This window comes from Achromobacter sp. 1012554356 (assembly GCF_059760815.1).
Map to the genome: position 1 here is coordinate 18,850 of NZ_JCBANC010000013.1, position 13,028 is coordinate 31,877.

General features: G+C 66.5%; 13 protein-coding genes. 11 read left to right on the forward strand and 2 right to left on the reverse strand.

What is annotated here, in order from left to right; all coding sequences use genetic code 11:
• The first annotated feature begins 28 nt into the window (after nt 1-28).
• The 3 genes from AC6LJW_RS08600 (at nt 29) to AC6LJW_RS08610 (ending at nt 2,377) form a co-directional block, all read left to right on the forward strand.
• On the forward strand, nt 29-832 hold the full coding sequence (locus AC6LJW_RS08600) for an NADPH-dependent F420 reductase (RefSeq protein ID WP_498086972.1): 804 nt from the start codon (nt 29-31) through the stop codon (nt 830-832).
• A 64-nt stretch (nt 833-896) separates the two neighbouring features.
• The gene (locus tag AC6LJW_RS08605) at nt 897-1,595 is read left to right on the forward strand and encodes an NADPH-dependent F420 reductase (RefSeq protein ID WP_498086973.1); all 699 of its coding nucleotides are present in this window, start codon (nt 897-899) and stop codon (nt 1,593-1,595) included.
• Entirely contained in the window at nt 1,592-2,377 is a 786-nt protein-coding gene (locus tag AC6LJW_RS08610; RefSeq protein ID WP_498086974.1) for an SDR family NAD(P)-dependent oxidoreductase, read from the forward strand. The genes AC6LJW_RS08605 and AC6LJW_RS08610 overlap by 4 nt, the downstream gene beginning before the upstream one ends.
• A gap of 66 nt (nt 2,378-2,443) precedes the next feature.
• On the opposite strand, the gene AC6LJW_RS08615 is transcribed toward AC6LJW_RS08610, so the two are convergent.
• Nucleotides 2,444-3,778 (reverse strand): DUF3100 domain-containing protein, encoded by a 1,335-nt coding sequence (locus AC6LJW_RS08615; RefSeq protein WP_498086975.1) that lies wholly within the window; start codon nt 3,776-3,778, stop codon nt 2,444-2,446.
• A gap of 285 nt (nt 3,779-4,063) precedes the next feature.
• Between AC6LJW_RS08615 and AC6LJW_RS08620 the strand changes: the two genes are divergently transcribed.
• From AC6LJW_RS08620 to AC6LJW_RS08635, 4 genes are all read left to right on the forward strand, one after another.
• Nucleotides 4,064-4,999, forward strand: coding sequence for a LysR family transcriptional regulator (locus AC6LJW_RS08620; RefSeq protein WP_056559811.1), 936 nt, complete (start codon nt 4,064-4,066; stop codon nt 4,997-4,999).
• 73 nt (nt 5,000-5,072) lie between these two features.
• Nucleotides 5,073-5,264: a DUF2970 domain-containing protein gene (locus AC6LJW_RS08625; protein ID WP_056559812.1), complete on the forward strand. Its 192-nt coding sequence runs from the start codon at nt 5,073-5,075 to the stop codon at nt 5,262-5,264.
• Between the two features lie 429 nt (nt 5,265-5,693).
• Nucleotides 5,694-7,436, forward strand: coding sequence for a nitrite/sulfite reductase (locus tag AC6LJW_RS08630; protein WP_056559814.1), 1,743 nt, complete (start codon nt 5,694-5,696; stop codon nt 7,434-7,436).
• Nucleotides 7,429-7,974, forward strand: a complete 546-nt coding sequence (locus AC6LJW_RS08635; protein ID WP_498086976.1) for a DUF934 domain-containing protein — start codon at nt 7,429-7,431, stop codon at nt 7,972-7,974. The genes AC6LJW_RS08630 and AC6LJW_RS08635 overlap by 8 nt, the downstream gene beginning before the upstream one ends.
• A 45-nt stretch (nt 7,975-8,019) precedes the next feature.
• On the opposite strand, the gene AC6LJW_RS08640 is transcribed toward AC6LJW_RS08635, so the two are convergent.
• Entirely contained in the window at nt 8,020-8,814 is a 795-nt protein-coding gene (locus tag AC6LJW_RS08640; RefSeq protein ID WP_427986034.1) for an IclR family transcriptional regulator, read from the reverse strand.
• A gap of 102 nt (nt 8,815-8,916) precedes the next feature.
• Here AC6LJW_RS08640 and AC6LJW_RS08645 point away from each other — a divergent pair, with 102 nt between their 5' ends.
• Genes AC6LJW_RS08645 through AC6LJW_RS08660 form a run of 4 tightly spaced genes read left to right on the forward strand, consistent with a single transcriptional unit; the run spans nt 8,917 to nt 13,026 of the window.
• Nucleotides 8,917-9,906 (forward strand): Bug family tripartite tricarboxylate transporter substrate binding protein, encoded by a 990-nt coding sequence (locus AC6LJW_RS08645; RefSeq protein ID WP_056559820.1) that lies wholly within the window; start codon nt 8,917-8,919, stop codon nt 9,904-9,906.
• A gap of 17 nt (nt 9,907-9,923) precedes the next feature.
• Nucleotides 9,924-11,429 carry a class I adenylate-forming enzyme family protein gene (locus AC6LJW_RS08650; protein WP_498086977.1) on the forward strand — a complete coding sequence of 502 codons (1,506 nt, stop codon included), beginning with the start codon at nt 9,924-9,926 and terminating at the stop codon, nt 11,427-11,429.
• The gene (locus AC6LJW_RS08655) at nt 11,426-12,214 is read left to right on the forward strand and encodes a citryl-CoA lyase (RefSeq protein ID WP_056559823.1); all 789 of its coding nucleotides are present in this window, start codon (nt 11,426-11,428) and stop codon (nt 12,212-12,214) included. The genes AC6LJW_RS08650 and AC6LJW_RS08655 overlap by 4 nt, the downstream gene beginning before the upstream one ends.
• Entirely contained in the window at nt 12,211-13,026 is an 816-nt protein-coding gene (locus AC6LJW_RS08660) for an SDR family NAD(P)-dependent oxidoreductase (protein WP_498086978.1), read from the forward strand. Before AC6LJW_RS08655 ends, AC6LJW_RS08660 begins: the two co-directional genes overlap by 4 nt.
• Nucleotides 13,027-13,028: the final 2 nt, after the last annotated feature.

Consider the following 13,028-nt stretch of genomic DNA (forward strand, 5'->3'; position numbering starts at 1 on the left):
CGCCGTGCTCCATCAACGGATACATACGATGAAACAAACGATCGGAATCATTGGCGCGGGCCTTGTCGGAAAGGCCGTCGCGCGTCTGGCTATCGCGGCGGGTCATAACGTTGTGATCAGCAATTCACGCGGTCCCGAAACGCTTACCGAGCTGGTCAAGGCCCTGGGTTCCCGCGCCCGTGCCGGCTCTGTCGACGAGGCGATTGCGGCGGGAGACATCGTCTCGCTCGCGATTCCGTTGGCGACATTCGAAAGGTTGCCGGCCGACAAGTTCGCCGGCAAGGTCGTGCTCGACCAGACCAACTACTACCCCGGCATGGGCGGGTTCCACCGCGCTGATCTCGACGCGGGCGAGCTGACGTCAAGCGAGCTCATCCAGCGTCACCTACGGGGCGCGGCGGTGATCAAAGGGCTTCACAACCTGAGCTGGATTCACATGGAAAGCAACGCCCGCCACAAAGGCGATGCTGATCGAACCACGCTGCCTGTCGCCGGTGACAATGCCGCCGCGATCCAGACCGTGACGCGCTTCATCGAGGCAGTGGGCTACGACGTCGTCCACGCCGGCTCGCTGGCCGACAGCTGGCGCATCGAACCCGGCACGCCGATCTACTTCTGGCGGTACGCGCCTGTGGTCCCGGAGGGCTTGTCAGAGGTTGAGGCCAAGAGGGTCTACCTGCAGCGGGGCGAGCCGGTTTCTTCGCACGAGGCACGCGAGCTTATCGATGCGGCGGTGCGTCCGTCTCCTATCGGCGGAACGCTGGTGGGCATGCCGAAAGTGCACGTGGATCTTTTTCTTGAGCAGGCCAGCGCTGCCACCGTCACGCCCTGAGCCCCCTGAGCCCGGTGCCCGTTCGCGGCGCCACCGGGCGCATTCACACGAAACGGATAGTGCAATGAAGATAGGAATTCTGAACACCGGCAACATCGGCAGCCGGCTCGCAAGGGCCTGGGCAGCCGCCGATCATCAACTGGTGCTCGCCAAGGACGGCGAGGACCGCAAGATTGCCCCCCTGCTTGCCGAACTGGCTGACCACGCCAGACCCGGCACTATCAGGCAGGCCGCGGACTTCGGTGAAGCGGTGCTGTTCTCGGTCTATTGGCCGCGTGCGGACGCCGTGATCGATGCGGCGGGCGATGCGCTCGACGGCAAGGTCGTGATCGAAACGATGAATCCACTCGGCGTCACCGGCGATTTCGAGCACTTCCACGATCACGCATTCATGCGCGACAGCTCGACCGCCGAATACCTGCAAAAGCGGCTTCCCGCGGCGCGGGTGGTCAAGGCGTTCAGCCTGATGGCGGCGCCGGTGCTGGAAGCCGCCGCGTGGGCGGCGTCGCCATCCCGACCCAACGTTTTCTATGCCACCGACGATGCCGAAGCCGGTCAGCTCGTGCGGGGTCTGATCGAAGACGCTGGCTTCACGCCCGTCAATGCAGGCCCACTGAAGGCGGCCCGCCAACTGGAGCAACTGGGCGTGCTGCTGCACCAGATTGCACAACATGAATACCGCGGCGATGCGGATCTGATTCGCATGGGGCTTTCCGTTGCCCAGGCAGATCCGGGCCCCATCGTGCGCGAACGGATCGTTTGACCAAGGAGAATTCCATGTCACAGACGCTTGTTGGAAAAACCGCCCTGGTAACTGGAGGGTCCCGCGGCATCGGCCGTTCGATTGCTGAACGCCTGGCCAGAGAAGGCGCGACGGTCGCGCTGACCTACAACGTCAGCAAGACCGGCGCGGACGACGTGGTCGGCGTCATTCAGGCATCCGGGGGCCGTGCTTTCGCACTGCAAGCCGATCTTTCCGATGCAAGCACCATTCCTGCCCTGTTCGAGAATCTTGACGGCCGGCTCACGGACCTGAACGGCAGCAACGCGCTCGACATTCTCGTGAACAATGCGGGCAATTCGGGCTGGGGCGGAATGGCGGATGCCACCCCGGGGAGTTGGGACGCACTTTTCGCCGTCCACGCCCGAGCGCCGTTCTTCATGATTCAAGCCGCGCTGAGCCGTCTGTCACGCAATGGACGCATCATCAATATCTCTTCCGGCGCCGGCGTGCGGGCGATGTCTGCCGTGCCGATCTACTCGATGGCCAAGGCCAGCATCAACAACCTGACGCACGCGCTCGCCCAGGAACTGGGCCCTCGCGGCATCACGGTGAACGCGGTGGCGCCGGGCTGGATCCGCACTGACATGAACGCCGCCGTTCGCGAAAACGCCGACCTCGTGAAAGCCATCGAGGCGGACACGGCACTGGGCCGCTTCGGCGAGACCGCCGAGATCGCCGCGACGGTGGCGTTTCTTGCATCGGACGAAGGCCGTTGGGTGACCGCCCAGGTGATCGAGGCAAGCGGCGGCTACAAACTCTGACGCTGGCATGGTCCAGAAATGACAAAGCCGCCTGCAGCAGGCGGCTTTGTCGCCATGCGCGATCGATCAGTGGAAGAATTCCGCGATCATCGTGGCGCCCATGAACGTACCGGCATTGGCGGCCAGCGACACCACCACGATCTTCCAGCCCAGCTTGCGGAACGCAGGCAGGTCCTTCAGGATCGACAGGCCGGCCATGGCCAGGATCACCGTCGTGAACGGCAGGAAATTGACCTTGCCGACCATCGCGATGATCTGGTCCGAATACGGCAGGACACCCGGGCAGCCCGCGGTCATGGCGATCACCGACAGCACGAACACGGCCGGCAGCTTGGGCACGACGCGCAGAACCAGGTCCGTGATGACGACCAGCAGCACGATGATGCCCATGCCGGGCAGCGCGTCCGCGAACGGCACGTTGTAGCCCAGGCGGTTGCCCACCAACGCGAACAGGCCACAGATGACATAGGCGGTCAGGCGGTCGCCGAAGCCCATCTTCGTGCCATGCGCGGGCACGTCTTCGGAGACGCTGTCGTCGAGCACGGCCTCATTCTTGCCGCGCGAGAAGCGGCCCAGCACGGGTTCCAGCTTGCCGTACAGGAAGATCGTCGTGGGCAGCGAGATGAACAGCGTGAAGTACACGCCGACCACGGTGGTCAGCAGGTTGGCCGCGGCGGCCAGCGCAGCGACCTGATGCGCCATTTCGGGCGTCTGCTGCGAAGCGATCGCGCCCACGCCAGCGGCCATCATGCTGCCCGAGCCCACACCTGCGCCCATCGCGAGCGAGCGCGGGTCGAAGATGTTCAGGCTGGTGATGAAGCCCGCCATCAGCGCCACGAACAGCGCGCCGATCACGGTACCGGTGATGTATTCGGCCATGACGCCGCGGCCTTCGGGCGAGTTCATGCCGTAGCGCTCGCCGATGATCGCCAGGCTGGGCTCGCGGCCCACCGAGAACGTCGCGCCAATGGCTTCACGCTTGATGCCCAGGAGCAGCGCCAGCGGCAGGCCGATGGCCATGGTGCCGAAGAAGTGGCCGAACTCCTGGAACACCAGCGCCCAGCCGGCCTCGCGCACCTGCGGCAAGGCGCCGCCCACCATCAGACCCAGCTTGGCCAGGAAGGGCAGCAGCGCGTATTGCAGGTAGCCGCTGATGCGGGTCTGCATGGCCTTGTCGATGCCCGCGCCCGCCGGCAGCCGCTGGCCGAACGCCGCAACCACTGCGCCGATGAAAATGGCCCACAGCATGGGCTGCAGGATGATCTTGCCCGGACCGACCGAGAAGGTGACGCTGCCGATCGCTTCGGCAATGACCACCACGAGCAGGATGGCGGCGAGCATGCGCACGCGCCCCGATAGCGGCATGGACGGCGAGGCCAGGCTTGCGCTGGCATGAGACATTGGTTTTCCCCTGATGACGTGAATAGTGATCGCGGCAGCGATCCGGCCGATTCAAGCGGCCAATACGGCGCGATCGGCACGCGCAACGGGCGGCCGGCTCGGACCGCGCAATTTTCGCCCGCCCCTCTGGCGGGCAACCATGACACCGGCCGCCGATAAACGTTGCGTAAAATGCAACGGATAGTCCCTTCCTGGGAAAATTTTGCACGGAATTAACCGAAATAAGGGTAAACCCTTAATTGTTGCCGTGGAAAATCAGCCGCATTCCGCCTGGAGCTAGCCGCCATGGACGAACAACTCGACGCGCGCCGCACCCACTATTTCATGCAGGTCATGAGCCGGGGCTCGGTACGCGGCGCGGCCGAGGCCCTGGAAATGGACCCGTCCGCCGTCAGCCGCGCCATCGCTGCGCTGGAGCGCGATTGCGGCATGGCACTGTTCGAACGCCGGGGACGCGGCCTCGTGCCCACCGATGCCGGCCACATCCTGGCCCGCTATGTGAAGCGGCAGCAGGACATCCAGGAAAGCTTCTTTTCCGAGATCGACAGCCTGCGCAAAGCCGAACGCGGCCATATCGACCTGGTGCTGGGCGAAGGCTTTGTGGAGCTGATGTTCGACCGCGTGCTGCCGGGCTATTGGCGCAGCCATCCCGAGGTCACACTGGATATCGACGTGGCCCGCACGTCAGAGATCGTCCAACGCATCGTCGACGACCGCGCCTACATCGGGCTGGTGTTCCAACCGCCCAACGACGCCCGGCTGCGCACACATTACTCGCGGCCCGAACCCATACGCGCCATCGTGCGCCAGGACCATCCGCTGACGCGCATGCGCCGTCCCTTGCTGCTGACCGATCTGGCCGACTACCCCGGCGCGTCCATGCAGGAAGGGTTTGGTGTGCGCCAGCACATCCAGGCCGCAGAAATCAGCGAGCAGGTCCGGCTGCACAACGTGCTGACCACCTCGTCGTTCAAGGCGCTGTGGCAGTTCGCGGCCGCCGGCATCGGCTACGCGCTCACGCCGCCCATCGCCGTCACCGCCGACATGCAAGCGCAGCGGCTGGCCAGCCTGCCGCTGGCCAATCCCATCCTGAACCAGGGCAGCCTGCACGTCCTGAGCCGCGCCGGCCGCCACATCTCGCCCGCCGCGCGCGAACTGCTGGAGCACATCGTGCGCGGCATCGGCGCACACACCGCCGCGCCAACTGATACGGTCGGCTGACGCGGATCTGCATCTGTCTGCCAGACAAGACAGCGTCTACAGTGGACCGTCAAGAATCCGCCCGGAGGCGCATATGCTCGGTTTCCTGCGCACGGTCCGGTCCGTGCTGTGGGCCTTCTTCGGCGTACGCCGCGGCCGCGGCTACGACGCCGACATCGCCCACAACAAACCCGGCCCCCTCATCGCCACCGGCCTGCTGCTCGCAGCCTGCCTGGTGATCATTCTGGTGTTCGTGGCCCGATGGGCGGTGAATGCGGCGTTGTAGGGTCTTAAGGGCTTGTTCTGCGACAAGCCGCATATCCATATAAGCACGTACGCTCGCCGCTGGTTTCCACGACCTCCGCAAAAATAGCCGCCCCGCCGCCCGGCCGCCCGAAGGCGGGGGCAGCCCCCCCGGGGGGCAGCTAGCGCGCACCGCGCGCGCGGCGTGGAGGCCTATGCCAGGGCGTAGCGCCCGACCTCCGCAAAAATAGCCGCCCCGCCGCCCGGCCGCCCGAAGGCGGGGCAGCCCCCCCGGGGGGCAGCTAGCGCGCGCAGCGCGCGCGGCGTGGGGGCTCTTATTTCTTTATTACCAGAATGACTTAGACGGCATTTATGGGTGGCTGTTACGGTTATGAATCCCGTTTTTGCCGGCGCCGTGCGCCCGTCCCCATCCCCGGGGTTCAGACCGAGAAGACTTCCAAGGGCAGTAGACATGTACGTGTATGACCCCGTCGATCAACAGCTTGTCGAGCAGCGTGTCGCGCAGTTTGCCGATCAGACGCGCCGCTTCCTCGATGGCCAGCTTACCGAGGACGATTTCCGCGTCCTGCGCCTGCAGAACGGCCTGTACATCCAGCGCCACGCACCCATGCTGCGCGTCGCCATTCCGTATGGCCTGCTGGCGTCGCGCCAATTGCGCACCCTGGCGCACATCGCGCGCAAGTGGGACCGCGGCTACGGACACTTCAGCACACGCCAGAACATCCAGTTCAACTGGCCCAAGCTGGAAGACGTGCCGGACATCCTGGCCGAACTTGCCACGGTCCAGATGCACGCCATCCAGACCAGCGGCAACTGCATCCGCAACACCACCACCGACCACTTTGCCGGCGTCGCGCCGGACGAGCTGGTCGATCCGCTGATCTGGTGCGAAATCATCCGCCAGTGGTCCACGCTGCATCCCGAATTCGCCTTCCTGCCGCGCAAGTTCAAGATCGCGGTCAGCGGCGCCGTGGAAGACCGCGCGGCCGTGGGCGTGCACGACATCGGCCTGCAGGCCGTCGAGCGCGACGGCAAGCTGGGCTTTCGCGTGTGGATCGGCGGCGGCCTGGGCCGTACGCCCATCGTCGGCAAGCTCATCAATCCGTTCGTCGAATGGCAGCACCTGCTGACCTATCTGCAGGCCGCGTTGCGGGTCTACAACCTGCATGGCCGCCGCGACAACAAGTACAAGGCGCGCATCAAGATCCTGGTCAAGGACCTGACGCCCGAGGTCTACGCGCAGCAGGTCGATGAAGAGTGGCAGCGCATCAAGGACGGCCCGGACACCATCACCCAGGAATTCGTGGACCGCATCAAGGCGCGCTTCGTCTGGCCGCAGCACGACGCCGCCGCCGCGTCTGATGTCGACAACACCGCCGCGCTGGCCGCGGGCGACAAGCGCTTTGCGCGCTGGCTCCGCACGAACGTGCACGCGCACAAGGTTGCCGGCTACGCCGCCGTGACCGTGTCGCTGAAACCTACCGGCGTGCCGCCGGGCGACATCACCGCGGACCAGATGGATGCGGTGGCCGACCTGGCCGACGACTTCGGCTATGGCGAACTGCGCGTGTCGCACGAACAGAACCTGATCCTGGCCGACGTGCGCCACGCCCGGCTGCACGAGCTGTGGCAAAAGCTCGAGGCCCTGAACCTCGCCACGCCCAACGTCGGCCTACTCACCAACATCATCGCCTGTCCGGGCGGAGACTTCTGCGCGCTGGCCAATGCCGTCTCCATCCCCGTGGCCGAAGCCATCCAGCGCCAGTTCGACGACCTGGACTACCTGTTCGAAATCGGCGAGCTGGACCTGAACATCTCGGGCTGCATCAACTCCTGCGGCCACCATCACGTCGGTCACATCGGCATTCTTGGCGTCGATAAGGCAGGCGAGGAGTGGTATCAGGTCACGGTGGGCGGCCGCCAGAACGGCGCCGCCAAGCCGCTGCCCGACCTGGAATCCACGCACGGCGGCGGCGCGGCCATCGGCCGCATCATCGGCCCGTCGTTCGCGCGCCATCAGGTGCCGGGCGTGGTGGACCGCCTGATCCGCACGTATCTGGGCCTGCGCGACAGCGACGCCGAACGCTTCATCGACGTGGTCGATCGCGTCGGCATCGATCCCTTCAAGCAGGACGTGTACGCGGACCCTGCCTTCGCCAAACCCACGCAAGTCGCGGAGCCCGCCCATGTCTGAGATTTACGCCCACGACGCCCCCGGCCCGCATCTCATCCGCAACGGCAAGCTGGAGGCCGACACGTCGCGCCCCTTCGTGCCCGAACCCGAAGTGCCCGCCGAAGGCCAGGTGCCGTCGGACGAGCCCGGCTGGATCGTGCCGCTGTCAGTCTGGAAGACCTCGCGCGCCACACTGCGCCGCCACAAGCATCCCGTGGCCGTGCTGCTGAACCCCGACGCCGACCTGACGGATCTGGCGGAAACCGACGGCGTGCTGCATCCCGAAGGCATCGCGTTCATCGCCGTGGACTTTCCGGTCTACACCGACGGCCGCGGCTATTCGCTGGCGCAGTTGCTACGCACGCGCCACAACTGGCAAGGCGAGCTGCGCGCGGTTGGCGATGTCATGATCGACACCATCCACTACCAGGCGCGCGTGGGGTTTGACAGCTTCCTCGTCAAACCGGGACACGATCCCCACAAGGCGCTGGACGCCTTCAAGACGTTCACGGTGCACTACCAGAAGACGTACCGCGTGCCGACGCCGGCCGCGGCCTGAACAGAGCAGCCCCCGCCCGCCGCCGGAGCGACATCGCGGCGGGCTTCAGTCCCCCTCGCCTGCCGCCGCCCCGTGCGGCATGCCGAATCCACTCTGCGCCACCTGCGCCCGGATCAGTTCGGCAATGCTGCGCTGGCGCGGCGCCTGCATCCGGCTGATCAGGCTGGACACGCTGACCGCCAGCCGGGGATACCCGCCGGGATCGCACAGCGCCACCCCCACCCCCAACACGCCTGGCACCGCCGCGTTGCCCACCACGGCCCAGCCGCGCCCGCGCGTGTTTTCCACCAGGCGCCGCATCTGCGCCATCGTCATGCCGCCGTACGCGCGTAGCGCCTGCTCGTTCTGCGCCACCACCTCGTCGGCTTCGGCGGCGGGCAAGGCGCCCAGCAGCGCCAGCCCGGCCGCGCCCACGCCCAACGGCTGACGATGTCCGACCGTCACGGCCAGCACCTGCACCGGGTAATTTCCGACCTCACGATGCAGGCAGAGTGAATCGTTTGCCGCCCGGCAGATGAGAAACGCCGAATCGCCGCTGACGTCGCTGATCTGGCGCAGCAACGGCCGCAGGCTGCGCACGGCCTGCGCATGCGGGTCGCCGGCCATCATCACGCCCAGTTCGGCGACACGCCAGCGTGGCGCGCCCGATTCCCGCAGCGCGTAGCCTTCTTCGACCAGCACATCCAGGTAGCGATACACCGTGGACCGCTGCATGCCCGCGGCCCGCGCAATGTCCACCACGTGCATGCCGGCCGCGCCGGCCTGGCGCAACACCCCCAGCACCTTCAGCCCGCGCCTCAGGATGCGCGGACCGGAACCCTCGGAATCCGGTTTGTTCAATTTATGGACACCTTGCGTTGATAGGGCCTCCATCAAAGCCGAATATGAAGGCGGACAGACGGAGATCTGTCCAATTATTAGACAAACAGGACGGAGACAACAATGAAGACATTCGGCAAGCGCTGGACCGCTGCGGCGGTAGCCTTGAGCGGGGCCCTTGTGGCCGCCGCTCCCGCCTGGGCCGCCAAGCCCTACCCCGATCGCCCCATCACGTTGGTCGTCGGCTACGCCGCCGGCGGCGCGACCGACATCGTGGCGCGCCTGATGGCGAAGTCCCTCGCGGAAGAATTGGGCCAGACGGTCGTGGTCGAGAACAAGACCGGGGCCAACAGCAACATCGGCGCGGAAATCGTCTCGCGCGCAGCACCCGACGGCTACACGCTGTACGTCGGATCGATTGCCAACACCATCAACCGCACGCTGTACAGCCAGCTCAACTACGACTTCGTCAAAGGCTTCGAGCCGGTCGGCATGCTGGCGACCATCCCGAACATCCTGGTGGTCAATCCCAAGCTGCCGATCACGACGGTGCAGGAATACATCGCCTATGCCAAGCAGCACCCCGGCAAGCTGACGTGCGCCTCATCCGGCAGCGGATCGTCCATTCACCTGTCGTGCGAGCTCTTCAAGATGAAGACCGGCACCGACATCCTGCATGTGCCGTATCGCGGCAGCGGCCCCGCGGTGGCGGACTTGCTGGGCGGGCAGGTGGACTCCATGTTCGACAACCTGCCGTCGTCCCTGCCCCACGTGCAGGCGGGCAAACTGCGCGCCATCGGCGTGACGTCGCCCGCGCGCCTGCCCACCACGCCCGACGTGCCCACGCTGGCGGAATCCGGCCTGCCGGATTTCGACGTGGAGTCGTGGTTCGGCCTGGTGGCGCCCGCCGGCACGCCCCGACCCGTCATCGACCGCCTGAATCAGGCGCTGAACAAGGCGCTGGCCAGCCCCGCGCTGCAAACCTCCTACAAGCAGGGCGGCTTCTTTGCGCCGCAACAGCCCAACACGCCGGAGACCTTTGCCAAGAAGATCGCCAGCGAGATCGACAAGTGGGGCGCGGTCGTGAAGAACGCCAACCTCAAGGCCAATTAGCCAATCAAGGAGCACAGGTGTACCCGATTGATTTCTTCTTCCGCGCGGCCGAGCTGTATCCGGACCGCGTGGCGCTCGACGGCCCCGATGGGCAGGTCACTTACGCGCGGCTGGCGGCCGACACCCGCGCTCTGGCCGCCGCCCTGCAGGACCTGGACCCCGAGCCGCAGACGCGCGTGGCGATCTGCGCCGGCAACTCGGCGCGCCACATTCTGGCGCTGCTGGCAGTATTGGCCAGCGGCAAGGTCTGGGTGCCGCTGAACTACCGCAGCACCGCGCGAGAGATCGGCCGCATCCTGGATGCGACCGAGCCGACCATCGTGATCGTCGACGAGGTGGGCGCGCCGCTCGTGCCGGCAGGGTCCGCGCGGCGCATCGTGCTGGACGACGCGGCCGCTGACCTGGCGCTGGACGCGCTGCTCGCGCGCTTTGCAGACCACGTCCCCACGCGCCATGCGCTACCGCGCGACGCCACGCAGGCCATCAAGTTCACGGGCGGCACCACCGGCCTGCCCAAGGGCGTGATGCAGCCGTATCACGCGTGGAATGCCGGCATCGTCAACCAGATCCTCAACTGGGGCCTTACCGCCGAAGACCGCTACGTGGTGTCCGCGCCCATCACGCACGGCACGGGCACCTATCTGTTGCCGGTGCTGGCGCAGGGTGGCGCGCACCTGCTGCTGGACAGCGTGTCGCCCGCCACCATTACCGAGGCATTTCGCGAGCGCGGCGGCACGCTGAGCTTCATGCCGCCCACGCTGATCTACATGATCATGGCGCAGCCCGGCGTCTCGCGCGCGGACTTTCCGCGGCTGCGCAACCTGATCTACGGCGGCGCGCCCATGCCGGTAGAAAAGATCGAGCGCGCGCGCGCATTCTTCGGCCCGGTGCTGGGCACGACCTACGGCCAGACCGAGGCGCCGCAGATCGTCACGGTGTTGCGGCCCGCCGATCTGGAAGCACCGGAAAACCGCGCGTCGGTCGGCCGTGTCACGCCGTTGTCCGACGTGGCGATCATGGCGCCCGACGGCACGCTGCTGCCGCGCGGCGAGATCGGCGAAGTCGTGGTTCAGGGCGATCTGGTGATGACCGGCTACTGGCGCCTGCCCGAGAAGACCGCCGAAACCGTTGTCGACGGCTGGCTGCACACCGGCGACACGGGCCTGATCGACGCGCGCGGCTATCTGTTTCTGAAGGACCGCCTGCGCGACGTCATCATCACCGGCGGATTCAACATCTATCCCGTGGACGTCGAGAACGCGCTGTCCGCCCACCCGGCCGTGTACGAATGCTCGGTGTTCGGCGTGCCCGATGACAAGTGGGGCGAAGCGGTTCACGCGGCCGTCCAGCTCCAACCCGGCGCGCAGGCCGATGGCGACACACTCAAGGCGCACGTGCGCGCGCTGCTGGGCCCGGTGGCCACGCCCAAACACATCCATTTCCACGACAGCCTGCCGCGCTCGAGCGTGGGCAAGGTGCTGAAGAACGCGGTGCGCGACGCCGCATTGAAGGAGACGCCATGAACAAGCCCGAAACCCGCCTCTGCGCCCATCACCTCACCGGCATGTCGTATCGCGACGTCGATCTGGTTGAAGACCTGATCGGCAAGAAGTCCTTTACCGAAGTCATGATCATGCAGATCCTCGGCCGCGACGCGCGCCCCGTGGACATGCGCATCGTGGACGCGGTGCTGGTCACACTGATGGAGCACGGCATGACGCCCAGCGCGATCGCCACACGCCTGATCTACATGAGCGCACCCGAGAATCTGCAGGGCGCCGTGGCGTCCGGCCTGATGGCCGTGGGCAGCCAGTTCGTGGGCACCATGGAAAACTGCTCGCGTCTTCTGGACCGCATCCGGCACGCATCCGACGGCCCCGCGGAAGCCTTGGCGATTGCTCGCGAACACCGCGCGTCGCGCAGCCCGCTGCCCGGCTTTGGCCATCACCTGCACAAGCCGGACGATCCGCGCGCGATCAAGCTGCTGGCGCTGGCCGAAGCCGAGAACGAGCTGAGCGGCGAGTCTGTCCAGGCGCTGCGCTGGCTGGCCAGCGCCATTGACGAGACCTACGGCAAGCACATCACCATCAACGCGACCGGCGCCGTGGCCGCGCTGCTCAGCGAGATTGGCGTGCCGACCGATCTGATGCGCGGCTTTGCCGTGATTTCGCGCGCGGCGGGCCTGGTGTCACACGTGGCCGAAGAGCAGCAAAGTCCTTCCGGGCGATACATCTGGGAAACCATCGACCACGCCATTCCGTACGTGGGCAAGGGCAAGACCCACCAGCAAGACGGCGGGCAGTCGTGAGCGCGGGATCCGGCGCCTCCCATTCCCATGCGCGCCTCGCCGGCAAGGTGGCGCTGGTTGCAGGCGCGGGCGCGTCGGCGCCGGGCTGGAGCATCGGCAAGGCCAGCTGCGTGACGCTGGCGCGCCAAGGTGCGGCCATCATCGCGCTGGACGCCAACCTGACCGCCGCCGAAGAAGCCGCGCATGAAGTCGAATCGGCCGGCGGCAGCGCGCTGGCGGTGCAGGCCGACGTGGCTGATGCGGACGCGATGCAGGCGGCGGTCGATGCTGCGTTGAAGCGCTTTGGCCGCATCGACATCCTGCAGGCCAACGCGGGCATCGGCAAGGTCGGCGGCCCCGAAGACATCTCGATAGCGGACTGGGACCGCATCCAGCAGGTGAACGTGACCAGCCTGCTGATCGCCACGCGCCTGCTGGCGCCCATCATGCGCGCCCAGGGCGGAGGCGCCATCGTGGCCGTCTCTTCCATTGCGGGCATCCGGTACACCGGCTATCCGCATCTGGCCTACAGCGTCAGCAAGGCTGCGGTCATTCACTTTGCGCGGATGGCCGCGCAGCAATACGCCGCCGACCGCATCCGCGTGAACACGGTCATTCCCGGACTGATCGATACGCCACGTGTCGCCGGCAACGTCGCCAAGATGTTCGATGCAAACGACCTGGACGCGCGCGACCGGCAGGTGCCGATGGGACGCATGGGTACGCCGTGGGAAGTCGCCAATGCGGTGGCCTTCCTGGCGTCGGGCGAGGCGTCCTACATCACCGGCACCGAACTGCTCGTGGACGGCGGCCTGACGGGCAAGTACGCCTGATG

What these genes read in the sequence shown, in the direction of transcription:
- AC6LJW_RS08600 (WP_498086972.1), top strand. Translation starts at nt 29, where the DNA reads ATGAAACAAACGATCGGAATCATTGGCGCGGGCCTTGTCGGAAAGGCC.
- AC6LJW_RS08605 (WP_498086973.1), top strand. Translation starts at nt 897, where the DNA reads ATGAAGATAGGAATTCTGAACACCGGCAACATCGGCAGCCGGCTCGCA.
- AC6LJW_RS08615 (WP_498086975.1), bottom strand. Translation starts at nt 3,778, where the DNA reads ATGTCTCATGCCAGCGCAAGCCTGGCCTCGCCGTCCATGCCGCTATCG.
- AC6LJW_RS08620 (WP_056559811.1), top strand. Translation starts at nt 4,064, where the DNA reads ATGGACGAACAACTCGACGCGCGCCGCACCCACTATTTCATGCAGGTC.
- AC6LJW_RS08625 (WP_056559812.1), top strand. Translation starts at nt 5,073, where the DNA reads ATGCTCGGTTTCCTGCGCACGGTCCGGTCCGTGCTGTGGGCCTTCTTC.
- AC6LJW_RS08630 (WP_056559814.1), top strand. Translation starts at nt 5,694, where the DNA reads ATGTACGTGTATGACCCCGTCGATCAACAGCTTGTCGAGCAGCGTGTC.
- AC6LJW_RS08635 (WP_498086976.1), top strand. Translation starts at nt 7,429, where the DNA reads ATGTCTGAGATTTACGCCCACGACGCCCCCGGCCCGCATCTCATCCGC.
- AC6LJW_RS08645 (WP_056559820.1), top strand. Translation starts at nt 8,917, where the DNA reads ATGAAGACATTCGGCAAGCGCTGGACCGCTGCGGCGGTAGCCTTGAGC.
- AC6LJW_RS08655 (WP_056559823.1), top strand. Translation starts at nt 11,426, where the DNA reads ATGAACAAGCCCGAAACCCGCCTCTGCGCCCATCACCTCACCGGCATG.